Source organism: Bradyrhizobium sp. Pha-3 (genome assembly GCF_042258325.1).
In the GTDB taxonomy this organism is placed as follows: domain Bacteria; phylum Pseudomonadota; class Alphaproteobacteria; order Rhizobiales; family Xanthobacteraceae; genus Bradyrhizobium; species Bradyrhizobium elkanii.
Window position 1 is genome coordinate 5,374,968 of the sequence record NZ_CP170151.1, and the last position, 21,790, is coordinate 5,396,757.

General features: G+C 65.5%; 24 protein-coding genes and 1 riboswitch. Of the genes, 6 read left to right on the forward strand and 18 right to left on the reverse strand.

The genetic code is table 11. From position 1 onward, the window contains the following. Positions 1-116: 116 nt before the first annotated feature. Genes ACE10X_RS25385 through ACE10X_RS25395 form a run of 3 tightly spaced genes read left to right on the forward strand, consistent with a single transcriptional unit; the run spans position 117 to position 2,625 of the window. On the forward strand, positions 117-575 hold the full coding sequence (locus ACE10X_RS25385; RefSeq protein WP_038385870.1) for a cupin domain-containing protein: 459 nt from the start codon (positions 117-119) through the stop codon (positions 573-575). Between the two features lie 28 nt (positions 576-603). Further along, positions 604-1,380: a carboxymuconolactone decarboxylase family protein gene (locus tag ACE10X_RS25390; protein ID WP_038385871.1), complete on the forward strand. Its 777-nt coding sequence runs from the start codon at positions 604-606 to the stop codon at positions 1,378-1,380. A 48-nt stretch (positions 1,381-1,428) separates the two neighbouring features. Beyond that, a complete protein-coding gene (locus tag ACE10X_RS25395) occupies positions 1,429-2,625 on the forward strand; it encodes an arabinose transporter (protein ID WP_038385876.1) in 1,197 nt (398 codons plus the stop codon). An 87-nt stretch (positions 2,626-2,712) separates the two neighbouring features. On the opposite strand, the gene ACE10X_RS25400 is transcribed toward ACE10X_RS25395, so the two are convergent. The 6 genes from ACE10X_RS25400 to ACE10X_RS25425 form a co-directional block, all read right to left on the reverse strand. Then, a complete protein-coding gene (locus ACE10X_RS25400) occupies positions 2,713-3,483 on the reverse strand; it encodes a hypothetical protein (protein ID WP_375763021.1) in 771 nt (256 codons plus the stop codon). 182 nt (positions 3,484-3,665) lie between these two features. Next, positions 3,666-4,037: a hypothetical protein gene (locus ACE10X_RS25405; protein ID WP_016846479.1), complete on the reverse strand. Its 372-nt coding sequence runs from the start codon at positions 4,035-4,037 to the stop codon at positions 3,666-3,668. Between the two features lie 243 nt (positions 4,038-4,280). Next, the gene (locus ACE10X_RS25410; RefSeq protein WP_016846480.1) at positions 4,281-4,574 is read right to left on the reverse strand and encodes a hypothetical protein; all 294 of its coding nucleotides are present in this window, start codon (positions 4,572-4,574) and stop codon (positions 4,281-4,283) included. Positions 4,575-4,797: 223 nt separating this feature from the next. Further along, positions 4,798-5,220: a zinc-ribbon domain containing protein gene (locus tag ACE10X_RS25415; RefSeq protein ID WP_063709691.1), complete on the reverse strand. Its 423-nt coding sequence runs from the start codon at positions 5,218-5,220 to the stop codon at positions 4,798-4,800. Between the two features lie 210 nt (positions 5,221-5,430). Beyond that, on the reverse strand, positions 5,431-5,892 hold the full coding sequence (locus ACE10X_RS25420; RefSeq protein ID WP_038385873.1) for a MaoC/PaaZ C-terminal domain-containing protein: 462 nt from the start codon (positions 5,890-5,892) through the stop codon (positions 5,431-5,433). Positions 5,893-6,021: 129 nt separating this feature from the next. Next, the gene (locus ACE10X_RS25425; RefSeq protein ID WP_038385874.1) at positions 6,022-6,885 is read right to left on the reverse strand and encodes a bifunctional 5,10-methylenetetrahydrofolate dehydrogenase/5,10-methenyltetrahydrofolate cyclohydrolase; all 864 of its coding nucleotides are present in this window, start codon (positions 6,883-6,885) and stop codon (positions 6,022-6,024) included. Between the two features lie 15 nt (positions 6,886-6,900). Continuing rightward, positions 6,901-6,980, reverse strand: a riboswitch (ZMP/ZTP riboswitch). 217 nt (positions 6,981-7,197) lie between these two features. On the opposite strand from ACE10X_RS25425, the gene ACE10X_RS25430 reads away from it, so the two are divergent. Then, positions 7,198-7,608 carry a hypothetical protein gene (locus ACE10X_RS25430; RefSeq protein ID WP_304557815.1) on the forward strand — a complete coding sequence of 137 codons (411 nt, stop codon included), beginning with the start codon at positions 7,198-7,200 and terminating at the stop codon, positions 7,606-7,608. A gap of 120 nt (positions 7,609-7,728) precedes the next feature. Here ACE10X_RS25430 and ACE10X_RS25435 read toward each other — a convergent pair whose 3' ends face one another. Further along, on the reverse strand, positions 7,729-8,256 hold the full coding sequence (locus tag ACE10X_RS25435; protein ID WP_038385879.1) for a hypothetical protein: 528 nt from the start codon (positions 8,254-8,256) through the stop codon (positions 7,729-7,731). Between the two features lie 214 nt (positions 8,257-8,470). Beyond that, positions 8,471-9,274 carry a hypothetical protein gene (locus ACE10X_RS25440; protein WP_375763022.1) on the reverse strand — a complete coding sequence of 268 codons (804 nt, stop codon included), beginning with the start codon at positions 9,272-9,274 and terminating at the stop codon, positions 8,471-8,473. A gap of 97 nt (positions 9,275-9,371) precedes the next feature. On the opposite strand from ACE10X_RS25440, the gene ACE10X_RS25445 reads away from it, so the two are divergent. After that, the gene (locus tag ACE10X_RS25445; RefSeq protein ID WP_028339253.1) at positions 9,372-9,755 is read left to right on the forward strand and encodes a VOC family protein; all 384 of its coding nucleotides are present in this window, start codon (positions 9,372-9,374) and stop codon (positions 9,753-9,755) included. A gap of 15 nt (positions 9,756-9,770) precedes the next feature. On the opposite strand, the gene ACE10X_RS25450 is transcribed toward ACE10X_RS25445, so the two are convergent. Continuing rightward, entirely contained in the window at positions 9,771-10,202 is a 432-nt protein-coding gene (locus ACE10X_RS25450; protein ID WP_244435862.1) for a hypothetical protein, read from the reverse strand. A 237-nt stretch (positions 10,203-10,439) separates the two neighbouring features. Between ACE10X_RS25450 and ACE10X_RS25455 the strand changes: the two genes are divergently transcribed. Then, positions 10,440-10,790, forward strand: coding sequence for a GrlR family regulatory protein (locus ACE10X_RS25455; protein WP_026192881.1), 351 nt, complete (start codon positions 10,440-10,442; stop codon positions 10,788-10,790). 94 nt (positions 10,791-10,884) lie between these two features. Here ACE10X_RS25455 and ACE10X_RS25460 read toward each other — a convergent pair whose 3' ends face one another. The 9 genes from ACE10X_RS25460 to ACE10X_RS25500 all read right to left on the reverse strand — a co-directional run bounded on the left by ACE10X_RS25460 (position 10,885) and on the right by ACE10X_RS25500 (position 21,601). Beyond that, entirely contained in the window at positions 10,885-13,566 is a 2,682-nt protein-coding gene (locus ACE10X_RS25460) for a PAS domain S-box protein (RefSeq protein ID WP_375763023.1), read from the reverse strand. A gap of 133 nt (positions 13,567-13,699) precedes the next feature. Next, complete coding sequence (locus ACE10X_RS25465; protein WP_038385881.1) at positions 13,700-14,671, reverse strand: tripartite tricarboxylate transporter substrate binding protein; 972 nt, start codon at positions 14,669-14,671, stop codon at positions 13,700-13,702. A 141-nt stretch (positions 14,672-14,812) separates the two neighbouring features. Beyond that, complete coding sequence (locus ACE10X_RS25470) at positions 14,813-15,721, reverse strand: DMT family transporter (RefSeq protein ID WP_375763024.1); 909 nt, start codon at positions 15,719-15,721, stop codon at positions 14,813-14,815. Between the two features lie 285 nt (positions 15,722-16,006). Next, positions 16,007-16,807 carry an NUDIX hydrolase gene (locus tag ACE10X_RS25475; protein ID WP_038385883.1) on the reverse strand — a complete coding sequence of 267 codons (801 nt, stop codon included), beginning with the start codon at positions 16,805-16,807 and terminating at the stop codon, positions 16,007-16,009. Positions 16,808-16,809: 2 nt separating this feature from the next. Then, positions 16,810-17,766 carry a dihydrodipicolinate synthase family protein gene (locus ACE10X_RS25480; RefSeq protein ID WP_018272087.1) on the reverse strand — a complete coding sequence of 319 codons (957 nt, stop codon included), beginning with the start codon at positions 17,764-17,766 and terminating at the stop codon, positions 16,810-16,812. A 129-nt stretch (positions 17,767-17,895) separates the two neighbouring features. Beyond that, entirely contained in the window at positions 17,896-18,774 is an 879-nt protein-coding gene (locus ACE10X_RS25485; RefSeq protein ID WP_038385884.1) for an SDR family oxidoreductase, read from the reverse strand. Between the two features lie 212 nt (positions 18,775-18,986). Beyond that, the gene (locus tag ACE10X_RS25490) at positions 18,987-19,847 is read right to left on the reverse strand and encodes a MaoC family dehydratase (protein WP_038385885.1); all 861 of its coding nucleotides are present in this window, start codon (positions 19,845-19,847) and stop codon (positions 18,987-18,989) included. A 207-nt stretch (positions 19,848-20,054) separates the two neighbouring features. Then, positions 20,055-20,444 (reverse strand): Zn-ribbon domain-containing OB-fold protein, encoded by a 390-nt coding sequence (locus tag ACE10X_RS25495; protein ID WP_038385886.1) that lies wholly within the window; start codon positions 20,442-20,444, stop codon positions 20,055-20,057. Further along, positions 20,444-21,601, reverse strand: a complete 1,158-nt coding sequence (locus ACE10X_RS25500) for a thiolase domain-containing protein (RefSeq protein WP_375763025.1) — start codon at positions 21,599-21,601, stop codon at positions 20,444-20,446. The genes ACE10X_RS25495 and ACE10X_RS25500 overlap by 1 nt, the downstream gene beginning before the upstream one ends. Between the last annotated feature and the right edge of the window lie 189 nt (positions 21,602-21,790).

Here is a 21,790-nt window from a genome sequence, read left to right on the forward strand (position 1 = left end):
CGCAAGACTTGGTACACGGCCGCTCGCTAGGCTTTGCCGTGGCCGTCATCTCAGACGGCAGATTTCAACGCGCTTGCAAGGCGCAACCCTCACGAAAGAACCGGAGGAAAACGCAGATGAAAAAAGTTCTCACGGCAGCGGCCATCGGCGCGACCGGCATCCTGCCCGCGCAAGCGGACGGCATCGAAATTCGTGTCAACGGCAACACCCCCGCGATGTTCGGCGCCGCGGATAATTTCAGCGGGCGGGCAGTCATCAGCCCGCTTTATCCGGCGACGGAATTCACGCGCGCGAGCACCGGCCTCGTCAACTTCGCGCCCGGAGCGCGCACCGTCTGGCATACGCATCCGGCCGGCCAGTTGCTCATCGTCACTACCGGCCAAGGCTGGGTGCAGGAAGACGGCAAGGACAAGCGCACGATCAATCCGGGCGATGTCGTCTGGATTCCTGCCGGCATCAAGCATTGGCACGGCGCGACCGCCACCAGTCCGATGGCGCATATCGCCGTCAGCTACATGCAGGACGGAAAGAATGTGGACTGGCTCGAGCCGGTTTCCGACGAGCAGTACCGGTAAGCGGGAGCAAGCCTTGAAAGGGTTCGCCATGAAGACTTCGACAATTTTTGCACTCGCACTATCCATGGGAGCCGCCGATGCAGAGACGAAAGCAGGATCGCAGACCGGAAGCCTGTCTCGCGACGACGTGCGAGCGGTGTCCCCGGCGCTCGAACGCTACGCCACGGACAAGCTCGCCAACGATCTCTGGAAGCGGCCCGATCTGACGGCGCGCGACCGCAGCATTGTCACGGTCGCCGCGGTCATCACCCGCAACCAGGGCATCCTTCTGTCCGAGCAGTTGAACCTCGCGCTCGACAACGGCGTGAGGCCCGGCGAGATTTCCGAGATCATCACACATCTGGCCTTCTATGCCGGCTGGGGCAATGCGATGGCAGCGACCGCGATCGCCAAGGAAGTGTTTCGCGCGCGCGGAATTGGCCCGGATCAGCTTCCCGACGCTTCGGTCGCTTTGCTGCCGCTCGACGAGACGTCCGAAGCCGATCGGGCGGCCCGGGTGGCTCAAGGCACAGGACCAGCTTCGCCGAGCCTGGTACGCGACATCGCGGAGGTCTTGTTCCGCGACCTCTGGCTTCGGCCCGACCTTGCGCCGCGCGACCGCAGCCTGGTGACGGTCAGTGCATTGATCGCCGCCGGCAAGGTGGAGCAGATTCCCTACCATCTCAACAGGGCGATGGATAACGGGCTGACACGCGCGGAAGTGTCGGAAGTGATCAGCCATCTCGCCTACTATGCCGGATGGCCGAACGCATTTTCGGCCGCTCCGGTCGCCCGCACCGTGTTCGAGAAGCGCTTCGCCAACTGATCACGTCCAAATGCGCCGCGTGCACCTGTGAAGGCGGCCGGTCACAAAATGTCGCGTTCGCCCTCGCCATCCAGTGCGGCACGCTCCGCCGCCATCACCTTGCTGCCGGTCATGGCGGCGGTACTGGCAGGCTTTCTCGTCGTCGGCGCCGCATTGCCGGTGCTTCCCCTGCATGTGAGCCGGGATCTCGGCTTCGGAAGCGTCGTTGTTGGGATGGTGGCCGGCGCGCAATTCGCGGCGTCTTTGCTCTCCCGGGTGTGGTCCGGCTCCTATTCCGATACGAAGGGAGGAAAACGCGCCGTCGTGACAGGTCTCGTCACCGCGATGGTGGCCGGCCTGCTGTATCTTCTGTCGTCGGTCTTCGAGGATACGCCGACCCTTTCGATAACGATTCTTCTCGTCGGACGCGCGGCGCTCGGCGGCGCCGAGAGCTTCATCATCACCGGTGGCGTGAGCTGGGGCCTTGCCCTCGTCGATCCCGCGCACGCCGGCAAGGTCATTGCCTGGGTCGGGACGGCGATGTTCGCGGCGCTGGCCTGTGGCGGACCGCTCGGTGCGCTGCTGTTCGCGTCGCATGGTTTTGTGACGATCGGCGCTTTCAGCACCGTGTTGCCGCTGCTCGTCCTCCTGGTGTTGGTGCGGGCGAAGGGGCCCCTGCCGCAGCCGCGGCCGGCGAAATCCGACTTCGGATACGTCATCGGCGCGGTGTGGCTGCCGGGCGTTGCCGCGGCGCTCAGCAGCATCGGGTATGGAGCGATCCTCGCCTTCAGCTCCCTCCTCTACGCCGTCAGGCACTGGCAACCCATCTGGCTGGGCTTTACGGCCTTCGGCGTCGCGCTGATCAGCGTGCGCGTTGTGTGCGGTCATCTGCCGGACAAATTCGGCGGTGCCAGGATCGCCCTCTGGTTCGTGCTGGTGCAATCAGCCGGGCTGATCGTCATGGGGCTCGCGCGAGACGGCGCGAACGCATCCGTCGGCGCCGCGCTTGCCGGCCTGGGCTATTCTCTCGTCTTTCCGGGGCTGGGTGTCGAGGCCGTTCGGGGCACCTCACCCGAACATCGGGGGCTGGCAATGGGCCTCTACACGGCGTTTCTCGATGTCGCCATGGCGATCGGAAGTCCGCTGCTGGGCTGGATCGCCGATCGGGACGGCTTGAGCACGGTATTCATCGTCAGCGGCGGCGTCACGCTTTGCACGGCGGCAATTGCCGCGCGCCTCGTCGGCAGCGAGCGCGCGACGCGCTAGAACGTGATGAGATTGGCCTGGATCGTCGTCGCGCCCCGGCTCGTTGCTTGAACATGCGCTTGCAAAGTGTCATGCCGCCTGTCGGCGTCAGCGCCGTTTCATGGCGCCCAAGCCGAGGAATGAGCCATTGACCGACGGATACTGGCTGGTGAATTCGAACGTATCGAAGCTCGGCGCCTCGAACTGCTTCAGCGCCTTCCAGATCAGCGTGGTATCGGGACAGGCCTGGGAATGGATGTCATGATGCACGATGACGCGGGCGTGCGAACGCAGCAGCAGATGATCCTGTAGCGCACCGCGCAGGCTGTGATCGCCGTCGATAAAGACGAAGTCCGGCTTCAGCCGGTCGACATGCGCACCGACCAGCGGCGAGGTTGAAAAATCCTGCATGTAGATCGGCTCGATCGCGGCCTGCTGCTGCAGCAGATCGAAATAGGCCGAGATAAAGGGCGTCGGCGCGATCGGATCGAGTGCAATCACGGTCTTCAGGTTGGCGCCGCTGTTCCTGAGCCACTCCGTCACCAGGATGAACATGCCGCCCCAGCGGCAGCCGATCTCCATGTACGAGGAGACGCCGGACGCATTTCGCGCGAGCCAGGCGAGGTACGGCGCGAGCTGGTTCGGGTATTGCCAGAGGTGGAGGCCCTTGCCGAAGTTCGGCGCCAGCTCCGGCGGCTGCTCATGAAGCAATTCGTCATTGAGCCCCAGCGCAGGGATGAATTCGCGTTCGAGGAAATCCACGTCGGTACGCTGGGCCGAGGTCAATGCCCCGATGGTACCGATCGCCTCGCGGACGAAAGGCGCAAGGTCGGCGAAACGCTGGGATCGGTCGGCTTGGGCTTGCTGGGCGTTGAGCATCGGGGCAATCAGATCGAAGGGCGGGCGGGAGACCGCTGGTCGTCGCGCCTCCAATCATTGAACGGACCAGGCAGCCGTCTCGGGCGCAAGATCTTGCGTTCGGTGTCGAATAGCCGCCCGTTCGCACGGCGCCGGCCGAGCCGCTTCGGCACAGTGCTTCGAATGCGCAGCCTGCTCCGCTCTCAGCCGCTCGGAATCTTCCGCCGCACCGCCTCCACGCCGGCATCGGTCACGTTGTATCGGCGTCCCATCTCCGGGACAATCCAGCCCTTCTCGATCATTCCGGCAATGGTGCTCGGGCCGACGCCCGCGGGAAACGGACGGCGGTTGCGGATCGCGTCGATCGCGACCCGCTCGAGATGGGTGGCGACATGCGAGGGGCGCGCGCGAAACGCCTTTGCCATGATCAGGACCGACAGGACCTCGGCGCGCCGGCGCACGGCCGAAGCGCTGCGGGTCAATTCGTTGCTGATCTCGAGAGCGTTCTTGCCGGCCCTGGCGAGTTCCCTGAGCTTCTCGTCCTCGTCAGGGCTCCAGCGCCGCACGATCCCCATCTGCCCCTCACCGCCTGGATACCCATCTCAAACCGATGCATACGCAGGCGGCGCTGATTTGCCATGTGACTTTCGGCACCTCTTGATGCGACGTCGGGGCTGTCGCCATCAGGACGGCCGATCGCGGGTGCCGCGCGAGCAGCACAAAGAGCATGATCCGATTGAATCGGATCATGCTCTCAATCCCCTTGCTTGGTGGCGTTTTGCTTGCGCGAACCGGTATCCACTTCGCGCTGGAACGCTTCAGTGCTTGCTGGGTTCAAGCGCGATGAGCACGCCGGTCGGCTCGGGCTCGTGCGGCCGAAGCGACGTCAGCTCCGGATCGCTCCACTCGGCGAGACTGACGACCTCGCCGGTCTGCCCCGGCATGTCGGAGGTCTGGGCCGGTTCGAGCACCTTGAGCCCGCTGGTGTCGACGAAGAATGTGTGCTCACCGAACACGCTGTTCAGTTGCGCCACGGCCGGGTGATCGTCCGGAAGCACCTGGGCATTCAGTTGCGTCATGGTCTGCTTGACTTGCGTGGAATTGAGTTTCATCCGCTGCTCCTTCTCGTTGGTTCCGGCCGCGATGGCTTCCTTGACAGGTTTCCTTGACAAGTTTCCTTGGCTGGTTCCTCCCCGCCCGCACCCCGCATCGGGGGCTTCAAGGTCTCGAACCAATCAGGCAACGAAACGTTCCGCACGCGCGACGCATTGACCGCCTGCGCACTGGTTCCCCGCGGATCAGATGTGAAGTGCGGCTCTGAAGTCACGCCCGTCGCTACGAGACGGGAGGCTTCTTCCTTGCGAGCCCTTCCAGATGCACGCGGCGTGCGGCGGATTTGCGCGCGCGCTCTCTGGTGCGGCAGGCCCGGCAGCGCACCGCCGCGGTAAATACATCGCCCTTGGCGGTCTCGTACCACCATTTCTGCTGCAACGGCGTCCAGACCTCGGCAACGCCGCAGTCCTTGCAGACGAAGGGCTCCGGTCGATAGGTTCCGCGCAGCACGAAATCGGGAGTCGAATAGCTGTTCGATGGCGCGAGCCGCGTCGTATCCACGGCAACCTCGTCGCGCGCCAGGGCAATCTTGTAGTCGCGAAGCCGTTGCCGTTCAGCGGCGCGTTGCGTCTGCAGGCGGCGCCATTCCTCCGCCTTGCGCCGCCTGGCTTCGATCTCTCCGTGCGTCTGCTTGCTGCGTTTCACGTCGGCACATCCGTCTGGGTCGAATGCCTTCGGCGCATCGACGAAGTCAACACCGGGCAGCACGACTCGTCGATGATGACGTCATTGATACGCTGCTGTTCTGCCGCCAGCCTGTCATATTTGCCGTAACATTGCGCCACGACAAGATCGCGTGCGGAAAACACATAGTGGCGTTGGCCGCCGTCCGAGGCGGATGACTTCGGGATGCCCTCAGCCGAGTTGCGCCCGCCCCTGCTCCGCCGGCCGCATGTGGATCAGCGCGTCGAGCAGGAGGACAAGAACGGGGCGCTGCTCGTCGTTGACCAGCTCCGTCTTGAGGATCACGACGGCGTCGCGCCGCTCTGGCCTGATGGTGATCTTCTGGATCCGGGATTGACCGGTGAGCGTGGCGCCGGGCCGAACCGGGCTCGGCAGGCGAATCTCGAAGCTCCGCCCGACGATCCCCGCCACCTTGGTCCAGATCGCCTCCACGACGAGCCGCTGATAGATCGCAATGGTGTTGAAGCCGCTTGCGATCAGGCCGCCGAACGGGCCTGCCGCAGCCGCGACGGGATCGGTATGGATCGGCACCGGATCATATTTCCCGGCGAACTCCAGGATCTCGGCCTCCCCGATGGTGTAGCTGCCAAGCTTGAACGTCTGGCCCTCGGTGAGATCTTCCGCATACAGCATCGCGCGCCTCCATCTGTCGCGCGACGATAGACCAACGATGCGGGCTTTCCATTACCCCGGACGTCATGAACTTCGCGCGCGATACGCGAGCGACACCCGCCGCGCGCGTATCGCCGCAGGCATCCCGCGCTATTGCAGCCGGGCCGCCCTCGCCTTTGCGGCCTTCACCGTGTTTTCCATCAGGCAGGCGATCGTCATCGGGCCGCCGCCCCGCGGCACCGGCGTAATCGCGCCGGCGACCTGCACCGCCTCCTCGAACGAGACGTCGCCGCACACCGCATAGCCGCCGTCCGGCTTCTCGACGCGCGTGGTGCCGATGTCGATGACGATGGCCTGCGGCTTGATCCAGTTGCCGCGCACGAGGCCGGCCTTGCCCACCGCGCTCACCAGGATGTCGGCCTCGCGGCAGATCGTGCTGATGCCGCGGGTGTGGATATGGGTCTGCGTCACGGTCGCGTGCTCCTGCAGCAGCAGCGCGGCCATCGGCTTGCCGACGATGTTGGAACTGCCGATCACCACGGCATGGGCGCCGGTGAGGCCTGGCAGGGTCGATTTGATCAGCCGGAGACAGCCGAGCGGCGTGCACGGCACCAGCGCATCGTCGCCGTGAAACAGCCGGCCGGCGTTCAGGGCGTGCAGGCCGTCAACGTCCTTGGCGGGATCGACCGCCGCCATCACGCGCAAGGCGTCGATATGCGCCGGCAACGGCAGCTGCACGAGGATGCCGTCGATATCGTCGCGCGCATTGAGCGCCTCTACTCTGGCAAGCAGATCGGCCTCGCTGGCATCATCCGGCAGGCGTGCGACCTCGCCGCGCAGGCCGAGCCGTTCGGCCATCCTGACCTTGCTCTGCACATAGATCTGGCTCGCCGGATCACAGCCGACCAGCACGACCGCAAGCCCCGGTGCGCGGGGCAGCCGGTCGAGTTCGCCAGCAATCTTGTCGATGACAATTTGGGCATGTGCATGCCCATCGAGAATGTTCGCCGTCATGGCACCTCCGTTTCGAAGCGGTGCCCAGGCGCGCGGCGTTCAGTCTCTGCGCTCCCCGATGGTGGTCCATCCAAGCGCCAGTCGCGCAGATAGCCTCGTCATAGCCGCCCCGCCGGGCAAAGGCAATTCACGCTCACCCGCGGGTCGAACGGCGACGAATTGCCCTCACTTTTGCCGGTGGATCGGTGCCGGGCGGGTCACCTCTGGGGGTAGGATTCGGGCAAGACTTGCGTTAAGTCTCGGCGCTTGCCGGGCTTTTCCGATCCCCGGCGCCATCCTTCCGGTCATCACGCCATTTCGGACATTTTCGACATGAGACATATCATCCTCGCGCTGGCGCTCTTCTGCCCGGCTGCCGCGCTTGCCCAAGGAACCACGCCGGCCCCCGCCGACGCAGACAAGCCGGCGGCGGCGACCTCGCAGCCGATGGTCGGCGACAAGCCGCTGGTCCAGGTCGGCAAGAAGTCGGCCGCCAAGAAGGGCGAGAAGCCTGCCGCGCCCGGCAAGCCGCAATCGGTCGCCCAGAAGCTTCAAGCCTGTCAGGACATCGACGACGCCACCAAGGAACGGCTGATCTGCTACGACGAGATCTTCAAGCCGCAGCCGAAGCCGAAGGCCACCCCGGCCAAGGGCGTCAACGATTGCCGCTTCGTGAAGGAAGAGGACGAGCGGCTGACCTGCTACAACGGCTTCGCGGACAAGATTCCGCGCCTGCCGCGCTAAAGGTAGCGAGCAGCGCTCGGACGCCGTCCCGGATCCGGCCACCCGCCTGATCGCGTACATGAAAATGCCGCCGCAAGTGTTTGCGGCGGCGGACCGATTGCCGGCTGCGGCGGCCCCTTGTTACCAGGTGCCGAAGCCGCCGAAGAAGCCCATGCGCGGCTGCTGCTGCGCGACGCGGTAGGGCTGATACATGCCGGGCTGTGCCAGCCGCATCGGCTGCTGGGGATGGGCATGGTAGCGCGCGACCTTGCGCTTCTTCGGCGCCTGAGGCTGGGCCTGCGCCGGCTGCTCGGCCGGCTTTGCCTCGGCCGCGACCTTCTGCGCATCAGCCTTCTCCGGCGGAATGAACTGGGCGAACGTATTGCGGACACGGGCTTGCGCCGACGCGTCACCCGTAGCCGACGGGACGGCCGCGGCAACCGCGTTGACCTGCGCCGGAACAATGGTCGGCAAATTGGTGTCGTAGACCACCCGCTCGGGCAATTTCTGGATCGACTTGATGCGCACCATGGTCTTGTCGACACCCGGCGACGACAGGCCCTGGTTCTGGCCGGCGACCACGGCCTCCTGCGGCACGATGGCATTGACGACGAAGAGCAGCGCGAGCAGCACTCCACCAACGAACAGGAAATAACGCGCCACAGGCATTTTGGTAGCTCCCCCCGCGCAGCGGGCGCGGTTCATCTCGGCGAGACGACATCAGTCATCGCGCGGGCGATTTCATCGTCTGCGCATGATCACCCGGACGCGGTCCGCGCTCCCGGGTCGTTCACTAACGGCTGGTTTATTAGTTAGTTCCTGTCCGGCCGTTACGGTTCACCCGACAAGTCAATTCGCGGTCACTTTTTCGAGATGCCGGGAATTAAAGGCGGCTCGCCGTCACGACCGAGCATTTCGCCTTGTTTGCGTTCACATTGACGAACCCGACCAACATCTGCGAGTAGGTCTTGCGGCTTTTCATGGCGATGGTGTCGGAGATCAGCCGCTTGCGCTCGGTCAGCGGCCGACCGTCCCGGCGGATGAAGGCGCAGGCGATCTCGATATCCTTGACGGCAAAATCATTGGCATTGCGCAGCGTCAGGGTGACAAGCGCCTTTGAACCCAAGCCGCCGCGCCGCCACGATTGCGAGGCGATCCGCAGCTTGTCCAGCGGCGACCTTTCAGCGCCAGGCCCGGACGGCCTGGCCTCCTCTGCCGCCTGTGGGGCAGTGGCCACGCCGACGGTGGTCGGCTCGTCCGCCGGTGCGGCCAGCGCATCCCTCGCGGCCTGATTTGTGATTTGGGCGGGTTGCGCGCCGATCGAGGCGTTCTGCGCGGTGCGGACGATGCTGGACGACACCGGCCAGACATCCTGGTCTCCGGCGTCGCTCGGCTCGGGGAGCATGAACCAGGCGGCGATCCCGGCGAGCGCAATCAGCGGCAGCAGCAGGCTGGCGTAGAAGCCGCCCTCACCGAGACGTCCGGCGGCCAACCTCCGAAACGACGCCAAGCCGATCCGCATCGTCGTGCCCTCACCCTGGCGACCTGATCGGGCCGCCCCCACACAGAGAAGGAAGCCGCACCGCGCGGCTTCCGGGGCGGCCGCAGGTCGAGCGGCCACGCGAGGACAATCGCCGACGGCCGCAATGGTTTCATTCCGGGACGACAATCTTGCGGCCCGCAGCACGGAGGGATGGCCTCACGGCCGGGCGCTCGCTAAGTTCGCGTCGCCTGAGAGCGAGTGCCGCGCGCCGAAGCGGCGCGAGAACAACAAGGAGATCGCAATGCCTGTCGTCACCTGGGACCACGTCCACCTGCGCAGTCCCGATCCCGAGGCCACCGCGACCTGGCTGCGCGACATTCTCGGCGGCGAGATCATCCGCGGCCCCGGCCGCATCGACGTCCAGCTCGGCGGCGCCAAGGTGTTCATTGCGGAGGTGGCCCAGGGCGACGGCGTCAACGCCGCGCCGGTGACGCCCTATCAGGGGCTCGATCATTTCGGGCTCACGGTGAAGGACATCGACGCGGTCGCGGCCGAGATCAAGGCCAAGGGCGTCGAATTCACCAAGGAGCCGACCACGATCCGTCCCGGCGTGCGGATCTGCTTCATCCGCGGCCCGCAGGGCATCTCGATCGAATTGCTCGAGCGCGACCAGAAATACGTGTGAGCCACGCGTGCGGCGCTAAGTCATGCTGCCTGGCATGAAGCAGCGGATCGTCACGCCCATGTAGCTCGGAATCGGCCAGACCATGGCGCGACCGACCCGGTTGGGCTCGGTGACCACGGCCTCGTCGGGGACATCGATCCACGCCCCGTCGAGGCGGACACGATAGTGCCCGTCCTTGGATTCCCAGTCGACATCGCTGACCGCTGTGCCGTCCGCATCCGAACAGCACGGCCCTTTGCCGCTGCGCAGGCCGTCGAACCATTCCTTCAGCGGCGAATTGGCGTAGCGGCCGTCGGGATCGCGCGCCTGCGCGATTCGCGCGGCCGCGACCAACACCAGCGTTATCAACCCGAGGAATACGATGACGTGGCCCGCATGACGGGCCGAAGTTCCATTGAGCCTGCGAGGGCGTGCCCAATGGCCACCGGATTCAATCCAGTCAGACATGTGTTTGCTCCAGCACTCACCGGCCAGTGCAACCAGAGCTATGCATTTCGCGGGCCACTTTGATTCGCGCGTACGGTCCGCTGTCATCGCGCCGTCACACTGCCTGGCAGGAACCGAGGGTGTCACCCGAACGCGGGACACCCGGGAATCAACCTGCCGCATTGCACGAGGTTGCTCGCTTTGGCATAAAAAACCAACTGGCTTGCCGTGGGCGCGGCGGCCAGCAATCGGGACGTCATGAAGAACGGACTTTACTCAATTCACGTCACCCTGCTGGACGGTCGCGTCGGTAAGGGCAGCGGCGTCATTCTCTTCCGCGACGGCCAGATTCTGGGCGGCGACGCCTATCTCTACTACACCGGCAGCTACACGGTGAAGGGCGATGCCTTCAAGGGCGAGGTCCTTGTGCAACGCCACACGACGCCGCGCGACACCGACAACCCGCTGTTCGGCGGGCCTGCGCCCGTCGGCATCGGCGTCTCCGGCACCTTCACCGACACCCGCGGCACCATGAGTGGGACCGCACTGGTCGGCAAGGCGAGCCTGATCTTCGGCGCCACGCTGCACAAGCTCGCGGATATCAATTAGCGGTGTGAAGCTAGCTGCTAGATCCGTCACCCCCGCGCAAGGCGCGGGGATGACGGATCGAGAGCAAACGCGCGCTTGGCACTACGCTTCGTGCCTACTCCGCGGCCTGCTCCAGCGGTGCGACGCGCGGCAGGATCATCTGGATGCGGGTGCCGTTGCCCGGTGCGGAATCCAGCGAGAGCCGGCCGCCGAGCCGCGTGGTGACGATGCTGTAGACGATGTGCAGGCCGAGCCCGGTGCCGCCCTGATCGCGCCGCGTCGTGAAGAACGGATCGAAGGCGCGGCGGCGCACGTCGAGGCTCATGCCGCAGCCATTGTCGGCGAAGATCACCTCGACATTGTCGCCGCCGGCGGCGTGGACCTGGATCTCGACCTCGCCGGCCTTGCCGTCCGGGAACGCATGCGCGACCGCGTTGAGGAACAGATTGGTCAGCACCTGGCCATACGGTCCCGGATAGGAGTTCATGATCAGGTTCGGCTCGCAATCGATGTTGAGCGTCAGGTTGTGCTTGCGCAGGCCAGGCCGCAAGCTCATCACCACCTGCTCGGTGAGATCGCCGAGATCGAAGGTGCGCTGGTCGGAATAGTTGCGGTCGGCGGCGACCTGCTTGAACGACTGGATCAGCTCCGCGGCGCGGTTGAGATTGGCGACGAGTTGCGAGGAGGCATCGCGCGCCGTGTTCAGGAAATCGTTGAGGCTGGAGCGGCGCAGGTCGCCGCGCTCGACCTGGGTGGCGAAATTCGCGGTCTTGCGCTCCAGCGCGGACGCCACCGTCAGGCTGATCCCGACGGGATTGTTGACCTCATGGGCGACGCCGGCCACCAGGCGGCCGAGCGCGGCGAGCTTCTCGGCCTCGATCAGCGAATTCTGGGTTTCCCGCAGATTGCGCAGCGCGGCCTCCGCGGAATCCCGCGCCTTGCGCATCTCCTGCTCGGAGCGCTTGCGCTCGCCGATGTCGAGCGCGACCGTGACGATGTTCTCGATGTCGCCCTGCGCGTCGAGGATCGGCAGCTTGTTAACCAGCCACTGCCGCATGTTGCCGGCGACGTCCTTGTACTCCTCTTCATAGAAGCCGAGCTCGCGGCGGGCCGACAGGACGCGCTTGTCGTTCTCATCAGTCTTGGCCGCGCCGTAGCGCGACATCAAATCGCCGGTGGTCTGGCCGATCGCGTCCTGCGGCTCGATGCCGAAGATCCCCGCCATGTAGCGGTTCATCAGCACGTAGCGCAGGTCGCGGTCCTTGACGTTGATGACGGCGGGCACCGTGTCGATGACCATCTGCAGCAGCCGCCGGCCTTCGGCGATCGCGTCTTCGGCGCGCTTCTGGTCGGTGATGTCGCGCACCGTGCCTTCGTAGCGGACCACCTCGCCCTCGTCGTTGCGGACGACGGTCGCCGAATCGGACAGCCACAGCACCGTGCCGTCGCTCGCGCGCACCTGATACTCGTAGTCACGCACCATGCCATCGCGCTGCATCAGCTGCTGGTACTGCTCGCGCGCCGCCGGATCGACATAGACGGTGGTGGCGATGTCGTCGATGCCCTTGATCAGGTCTTGCGGCGTGCCATAGCCCATCATCCGCGCCAGCGCCGGATTGGCGTTGAGCAGCGTGCCGCCCGGCGTCGTGACGTAGATGCCCTCGACCGATGCCTCGAACAGCTTGTGGTAGCTCTCCTCGGCAAGCCGCTGCTCGGCGAGCGCGCGCAGCGCAGCCTCGCGCGCGCTGTCGGCGTCGACCAGGGTCTGGCGGAACACTTCGGCAGCGCGTGCGATGTCGCCGATCTCGTTGTCGAGGTCGGCGCCGGGAATGAACGCGCTCTTCTCGCCGCCGGCGACCTTGCGGATCGAGCCCGCGATCCTGGCGAGCGGACGGACGGTGCGGCGAACCACCAGCACCGACGCGAACAGGCCGATCAGCACGCCCGCCGTGCCGAGCACGATGCTCTGCCATTTTGCTTCAGCCAGCGTCCGGGCAAAATCGCGCGACAGCACGTGGCCGCGGCGAGAGCTGAGCTCGCGGAGCAGCTCGGTGACCTTCTGGATCAGCCGGCCTTCGGCGCCGAGCACCTCCTTGTCGATGTCGGCGATCTGGCCCTCGCGCACCGAGACCGCGATGATCGCCTCGGCATAATTGTCGACGGCGCCGCGCAGCGCGGGATCGGAGATGGTCATCGCCCGCATGCTCTGCGCGGCCTGCTCGGCGGCGGACGTGTTGTGTGCCAGCAGCGCGGTGGCAATCCGGCTCTGGGATTGCGACAGCGCATTGGCCAGCGCCGCGTCGTTGCTCGCGGCGATCGCCTTGTCGAAGACGTCGCGCAGCGGCGGCAGCCCGGCGACCAGCTCGGCTCGGCGACTGAGCAGCGCCGAGATGCGCTCGATGCCGTTGCGATAGGTCGCCAGACGCTGGGTGACGCCGTCGATCATGTCCTGCTGCTCGGGCGCCAGCTTGATACGGGTCTTTTTCAGGATCTCGCTCAGCGACTGGGCCGCCTCCGCGACCTGGACCGACTGGCTGCCCGGCTCGGTGACGAAATCGCGCGCCGCGAGCCGCAGCTCGTTCATGCGGCGGTCGATATCCTCGGCGATGTCGCCGACGCTCTGCAGCCGCTGCAGCTCGGCGAAGGTCGTATCGATGTGACGGATCGCGATCACGCTGGCGGTCGATGTGATGATGATCACAGCCAGGACCAGCAGGAAGCTGCCGAACGTGAGCTGGCCAATGGAGAGGGAGAACGCACGCGGCGCTTGCGAATTCGGCGGCAATTCAGCGGTCATGTCATCAAGGCCGGGGTCCAATGGGCCCCAATATACGGGAAATTACGGGCTTTGGGGAAACATGCTGCAGGCCGGTGTGACCGGTGTCACCCCGGGGCGGTCGCTGGCCTAATCCGGCACAGGGCGGCGGGGCTCAGTCCGGCGGGATGCCGGCCTCCTTGACCACCCTGGCCCACAGCGCAACGTCCGCCGTGATGGTGTCGGCGAACTGCTTCAGCGGCGCGCTCCGGGCGTCGCAACCGGCGACATCCAGCTTCTTGCGCACCTCGGCGGAGGCCAGCGCGGTTTCCAGCGCCGCGCTGATGCGTTCGACGACCGGCTGCGGCGTGCCCGCCGGCACCACGAAGCCGAACCACGGCGTCACCTGCGCCTCGGCAAAGCCCTGCTCGGCCACGGTCGGCACGTCGGGAAAGTATTTCGAGCGGCCGTCGCTGATCGCGCCGATGATCCTGATGCTCCCGGACTGCACCTGGGCCAGCGCCTGGTTGGCCGACAGGAAGCTCGAGGTGATCAGGCCGCTCGCGATATCGGGCACCATCTGCGGATAGCCGCGATAGCCGATCGCGGTGACGTCGATCCCGGCGAGCCGCTTGAACAGCTCGAAGCCGAGATGGCCGGTCGAGCCCTTGCCGGGATGGCTGTAGTTCAGCGTGCCCGGCTTGGCCTTGGCCAGCGCGACATAGTCGGCGACGGTCTTCACCGGCAGCGAGGTCGGCACGATGAAGAAGTTCGGAGCGAGACAGATCTGCCCGACCGGCACGAAGTCCCTGACCGGATCCCAGCGCAGCTGCGTGTTCAGTGCCGGGCTTGCGGTGAAGAAGGTCGTCACCAATAGCCATGTGTAGCCATCGGGCGCGGCGCGTGCGACCTCCTCGGCCGCGATCGAGCCGTTGGCGCCGGACTTGGCCTCGACGACGATCGTCCCCTTCCACTGCTCCTGCATGTCCTGCGCCATGATGCGCGCGAACACGTCGGCGACGCTGCCCGGCGCGTAGGGAATGACGATGCGGATCGGCCGGCTCGGGAAGTCCTGCGCGCGCACTGTGCCAGCCATCGCCAGCAACACCATGCACACACCGGCAATGAGGCTGATCCGCCGCAACATCGTCCCGTTTCCCGCCCTGTGATTTCTTTGCGGGCAGCATGCAGGGATTGCCTGACGGCAGCAAGGCGCCGGTTTCAGCGGGCGAAACTTCAGGCGGTGGCGACGATCTTACGCGCAGGAATCGTCATCGCGGCGATGACGTCAGGCTGTGGCGATCCTTCGTGCAGGAATCGTCATCGCGGCGACGCCGATCACGACGCAGGCGAGCCCGATCCACGCCGTCGGGCTCAGCCGTTCGCCCAGCAACATGACGCTGAGCGCAACCCCGATCGGCACCCGCAAGTAGGCTTGCGCGGTGGTGCCGACCGAGCCGAGGGTCTGGATCAGGCGGAAGTAGATCACGAAGGCGATCGCGGTCGAGAACACCGCCAGCGCCAGCAATGGGGCGAGCGACGTCGTCGACGGCGACAGCGTCCAGGGCCGCTCGACGACAAGGCTGAGCGGAACGAGGATCGCGGCGCCCGCGATCAGCGAACCCGCCGCCGGCGCCATCGGATCGAGCCCTTTGAAGCCGCGGCTGAAGATCGCGGCACAGGCGTAGCAGATGGTGGCGGCGACGATCGCGACCTCGGCCACGATCCCCTGCCCGAGATCGCGGAACGCATCGACGCCGACGATCAGGCAGATTCCGGCCATGCCTGATATCACCCCGAACAGCTTGCGCGGGCTCGCGGCCTCGTGGCGGGTGATCGCGGCGGTGAACAGGAAGGTGAAGATCGGCGAGGCCGAATTGAGGATGGTGGCGAGCCCGGCGTCGACGAAGCGTTCGCCCCAGGCGATCATCGTCCACGGGATCACGCTGTTGAGGCAGGCCTGGAGGATGAAGCGGCGCCAGGTCGCGCGATCGGTCGGCATCGTCACACCGCGCATCCGCATGATGACGAGCAGCAAGAGCCCCGCGATCGCGGTGCGCGCCGCGATCAGCGTCATCGGCGGGATGGTCGCGACACCAAGCTTGATGAAGCTATAGGAGCCGCCCCACAGGGTGGCGAGCGCGAGCAGCAAGGCGAGCTCGAAGCCCATGTTGGGCTGGTGTGGGGTGGTAGTCATTGGCGGGATTCCGTCTCGATGGTTGAGACGGACTCTACATCGCCGCAACGTGATGATCCTTCGGTGCAGACCGAAGTGTGGTGAGAAAGCGATCCTCCTTCCCATCGTCGTCCCGGCGAAAGCCGGGACCCATTACCACAGGGTTGTGTTGTTGGAGGAAGGTGCGGCCACAGCGTCGCGCAACGATGAAGATCGGTGGTTATGGGTCCCGGCTTTCGCCGGGACGACATCGAGTATGTTGCGCCGCCTGCAAATCATGCACTCGCCGTCTCTCAGGATAACACGCTACCCCAGCGCCCCGACGTCGAACACCTCGCCGTCGTAGCCCGCTTCCTTGGGGATGCGCAGCTGGCGGCCGGTGGCGGTCTTGGTCATCACGGGCATCACGGCGACGATCGGCTTGCCCTTGCTGTCGGTAAGCGCGGCGCCGACGTTCGGCTGCTTGCCGAGCCGGATAAGGTTGCGCGTGGTCGGGAACGGCAGCTTAAAGCGGCCGGTCTCGCCGCCCTCCAGCGCCTCGCGGGTCGACACCCAGATCGAGTCGGTCGATTCCTTGCCGTCATGAGCGCCGAGCTGCTCGGGTGGCGCGGCGGCGAGGAAGAACCAGGTGTCGAAGCGCTTCGGCATGCCCTCCGGCGTGATCCAGTGCGCATAGGGCACGAGCTCGTCGAGCGCGAGCACCATGCCGTTGTCGGTCAGCACCTTGAGGAAGCTGATCTTGCCTTCGTTCAACGCCGCGCGATGCGCGGTCGCGATCTCGTTCGCACGCTTTGCATCGACCAGGTCCTTCGAGCCTACCGGCCGCGCCAGCAGGATGCCGCTCTCCTCGAAGGTCTCGCGGATCGCCGCGATACGGAAGCCGAGCGCGTCGCCGTCGAGCCCTTCCCCGCCGGAATAGAGCGCGGGATCGGCCGCGATCTCCTTGTCGTTCTTGTCGACGCTGCCGCCCGGAAACACCAGCGCACCCGAGTTGAACTCGATCTGGTGATGGCGGACCATCATGAAGACTTCGATTTCACGTGACGCCGTGCCGTCACGCAGCAGCAGCACGGTCGAAGCAAGACGCGGGGCAACGATCTCGGTCATGATTAGCCTGCTGCACTGGATTGCGGTTGCAGATTGGCGCGGCGGTCGACGCGCGCCACACGGGACAAGAGATAGTCGACCTCCGCCCTTGCCTGCGGCGTGATGACAGCTCCGGGCTTGCGCTGCGCGCTGGAGGAGATGATGCCGCGCTTCTGCAGCACGTATTTGCGCACGGTGAGACCGACGCCGGGCTGCTGCTCGTAGCGGATCAGCGGCAGATGCGCGTCGAACAGATCATGCGCCGCATCGCGTTTTCCTGCCTTGGACAGGTTGACGACGTCGATCAGGAGCTCGGGGAAGGCATAGCCGGTCATGGCACCGTCGGCGCCGCGCTCCATCTCGAAATCGAGGAACAGGCCGCCATTGCCGACCAGGATCGACAGCGGCCGCAGCGAGCCGTCCTTCTGGAAGTTGCGCAAGGTCGAGATCTTCTCCAGGCCCGGCCAGTCCTCGTGCTTGAGCATCACGCAGGACGGCGAATCCATCACGATCTTGCGGATCACCGCCGGCGTGAACACGACGGTCAGCGTCAGCGGATAGTCCTGCAGCACCCAGGGAATATCGTCGCCGATCGCTTCCTGCGCCTGCTTGAAGTAGCCGATGATCTGGTCGTCGGTGCGCAAGTGCGGCGGCGGCGCGATCATGACGCCGGCGGCGCCCGCATCCATCGACTTCTTCGCCAGCGAGCGCATCGTGGCAAAGCCCGGCGCCGAGACGCCGACAATGACCTGCAGCTTCTTGGCACGCTTGACGAAGCGCAGCGCGACCTGCTCCGCCTCGGCGGCATCGAGCTTCGGCGCCTCGCCCAGGATACCCAGCACCGTGACGCCGTCGCAGCCGACATCGGTGTAGAAATCGGTCAGCCGGTCGATCGACGCCTCATCGATGCGGCCGTCATCGTGGAACGGGGTCGGCGCGATCGCAAAGGTTCCTGCGGCCTGGGCTGTGAGTTTGGTCATTTGGCATCTATCCTCTGGTCCGTCGTTCCGGGATGGTGCGCCAGCACCAGACCCGGAACCTCGAGATTCCACAATGCGCAATTGCGCATTGGGGTTCACGCTTCGCGTGCCCCGGAATGACGGTATACATCAGAACCGGCGCGCGCCCATCTTGATCTGCTCCTCGGAGAAGAAGATGTCCTTGGCGTGGGTGACGATGTCCTCGGCCTTCCAGCCGGCAAATGGCGGCTTCCAGCCCTCCATTTCCATCATCCTCATCTCCCGGACGCCGCGCGGGCCCGAGACGCCGAGGACCTTGCCGGTCTGGTCGCCCGACAAATCGCTGACCATGTAGAGCACGGCCGGCGCGATGCCGTCCGGGCCGAGCGCCGCCCCCGGGTTCTCCTTGTAGCGGGGCAGGTCCGCGGTCATGCGGGTCAGCGCGCCCGGCGCCAGGGTCCAGATGCGGATGTTGTACTTGCGGCCCTCGATCGCCAGCACGTTGGACAGGCCCCAGATGCCGCCCTTGGCCGCGCCGTAATTGGTCTGGCCGAAATTGCCGATCAGGCCCGAGGTCGAGGACGTGTTGACGATGACGCCGCCGCCATTGTCGCGCATCCATTTGAACACCGGCTGGGTGCAGCAGAAGGTGCCCTTGAGGTGCACCTTCATCACCCTGTCCCAGTTCGCTTCCTTGGCCTTGTGGAAGGTCTCGTCGAGCAGGATGCCGGCATTGTTGACCAGGATGTCGGCGCGGCCGAAATGCTTGATGGCATCGTCGAACACCGACTGGCCGCCGGCCAAGGTCGAGATGTCGGCGCCGTTGGCGACTGCACGGCCGCCTTCGGCCTTGATCGCGTCGACCACCTTGTCGGCCATCGACTTGTCCGAACCCGAGCCGTCGCGCGGGCCGCCGAGATCGTTGACCACCACGGCCGCGCCCTCGCGCGCGAACAGCTTCGCATAGGCTTCGCCAAGTCCGCCGCCGGCGCCCGTGATCAGCGCCACCTTGCCGTCGAGTAATCCCATGGTTGTTTTCTCCGTTTTGTTCTTTCTTCTTCACCTCTCCCCGCCTGCGGGGAGAGGTCGGATCGCCCTTGCGATCCGGGTGAGGGGGTACAGGTCTGTCCGCAAGACCACCGTTGCGGAGAAGGCCCCTCACCCCCACCCTCTAAGCGCGAGCTTCGGTCGTCTCGACCCCGCAAGAGCGGGGCGAGGGAGCCGACGGCCGTCGAGCGTTGCTACGCCAGCACCGTCTTGCCGCTCTTGATCACGGTGACGCCGCGCGACTTCACCTTGGCCTCGAACGACACCACATTGCCGTCCTTCCACAGCTCCATGGTCACGGTCTCACCGGGGAACACCGGCGAGGAGAACCGCGCCACGTGCTGCTTGAAGGCCGACGGATCGTAGTCGGCATAGGTCTGCAGCACGCCGCGGCAGGTGATGCCGTAGGTGCACATGCCGTGCAGGATCGGCCGCGGGAAGCCGGCCTTCTTGGCGAACTCCGGATCGGAGTGCAGCGGGTTGCGGTCGCCGCACAGCCGATAGATCAGCGCCTGGTCGGGCCGCGTCGTGATATCGACGATCTTGTCCGGCGCGCGCTCCGGCACCTTGTGCGGCTCGGGTTGGCCGTCGGACGGGCCGCCGAAGCCGCCATCGCCGCGGGCGAAGCGCGAGGCGACCAGCGTGGCGAGCTTCTCGCCCTTCTCGTCTTTCAGCACGGTCTGGTGGCGGATCACCGCGCCCTTGTCCTTGCCCTTGTCGAACACGTCGAGCACGGTCGAGTCGGCCGTGATGTGTGCCGCGGTCGCGAACGGCTTGTGGAAGGTGATGTCGCGCTCGCCGTCGACCACCATGACGCGGTTGAGGTTCATCTCGCCGGGACCGGCGCCCCACGCCGCGACCGACGCAAACGTCGGCACCACCTTGAGCGGGCGCGGCGTCAGCACGCCCTCATTGACGAAGGCGAGCTCGTTCTCGTCCATCGGATCGGCCCCTAGGCCGATGCCATAGGCGTAGAGCATCACGTCGCGGTCGGTATAGCTGTATTTCTGGCCAAGATTCTTCAGGGCCATCAGCTGTTCGTACACGATCGGCATTGTTGTTTTCTCCCCGAACTGTTGTCTCTTCAGCGCTGCCCGTTATTGCGCCCTCTCCCCTTGCGGGAGAGGGCCACATCGGTTGCGCAACAAACTCACTTGGGAGAGGGGTTGCTTCCGCAGAGAGACTCGATCCGTGGAGAGACACCCCTCTTCCGGCAGCTGCGCTGCCACCTTCCCCCGCAAGGAGGGAAGGTACTTTTGAGGCTAGGCCGGCGTGAAGAACGGCAGCGGGGCGCCGTCGGTCGGCTTCCACACCACCTTGACCTTCTGGCCGATCTTCACCTTCTCAAGATCGCAATCGACGATGTTGGTCTGCAGCGACGGACCTTCCTTCAGCGTCACATAGGCGATCGCATACGGACCGGTCGGCGACTTCCGCATCAGGCTGTAAGTGTAGACCGTGGCCTCGCCGCTCGACTCTTCCCACACCGTCTTGTCGGAGAAGCAGAACGGGCAGATCGCGCGCGGGAAGTAATGTGCCTCGCTGCAGGTGTTGCAGCGCTTGATCATGAACTTGCCCGCCTTCGCCGCTTCCCAGAACGGCGCGGTCTCCGGGTTGGTCACCGGGGCATTGTACTTCTTCGCTTCAGACATCACGCACGCTCCAGAATGCAGGTTGAGGCGGCGTGGCGAACGCCGAGCAGACCGCCGGTGCCGTGGGCGATCGCGAGGTCGCAGTTCTTCACCTGCACCTTCGGATGCGCCTCGCCGCGCAACTGGCGCACAGCCTCGAGGATTTTCGTCATGCCGCCGCGATTGACGGGATGGTTGCTGCACAGGCCGCCGCCATCGGTGTTGAACGGCAGCTTGCCGACGCCCGAGATCAGATTGCCGTCGGCGACGAACTTGCCGCCCTCGCCCTTCTTGCAGAAGCCGAGATCCTCGAGCTGCATCAGCACCGTGATGGTGAAGCTGTCATAGATCGAGGCGTATTTGATGTCCTTCGGCGTCACGCCCGCCTCCTCGAAGGCACGCGGACCGGACCACACGCCGGCGGAGTAAGTCAGATCGAGATCCTTGCCGCCGCGCGGGCCCTTCATCGCCTCGCCATGGCCGATCAGGCGCACCAGCGGCTTCTTCAGGCTCTTGGCGATCTCGGGCGTCGTGACGATCATCGCGCCGCCGCCGTCGGTGACGACGCAGCAATCCATCCGGTGCAGCGGATCGGAGATCATCGGCGAGTTCAGCACGTCCTCGACGGTGACGACCTCTTTCAGCATCGCATGCGGATTGTATTGCGCATGATGCGAGGCCGCGACCTTGATCCAGGCGAGCTGCTCGGAGGTGGTGCCGTAGTCGTGCATATGGCGCATGGCACACATGCCATAGGCATTGTGCGTGGTAGCCCCGTAGGCGGATTCGAAATCGGCCTCGGCGCCCGAGGCGCGCAGCGGCATCGGGCCGGTGCGCGGTTTGCCCGCCAGCGTGACCAGCGCGACCGAGCATTTGCCCGCGGCGATCGCCTCGGCGGCGTGGCCGAGATGGATCAGATAGGAACAGCCTCCGGTCTCGGTTGAGTCGACGTGACGCAGCTTCCTGGTGTTGAGGCCGAGATAATCGACCATCGGCCACAGCCCGCCCGGCGCATCGCCGGCGCAGAAATAGCCGTCGATATCGTCCTTGGTGAGCCCGGCGTCCTCGATCGCGCCCTTGGCGACCTCAGCGTGAAGCTGTGCTGTTGATTTATCGGGTGCGTGCCGGGTGGGATGTTCGTAGATCCCGGCAATGTAGGCCTTGCCCTTGATGGTCAAATCGCTCTCCGCTGGCGTTTCTTCGCTCGAGCGTTTTTCTGAACCGGACGCGCGACCTTGGCAAGCGCGGAAATATTCCGTCAGGCGAGACTGCAGCATGTGCACAGTGCGCGCGCCCAAAACACAGATGTCGTCCCGGCGAAGGCCGGGACCCATAACCACAGGATTGTGTTGCGAGGCCAAGCTGCG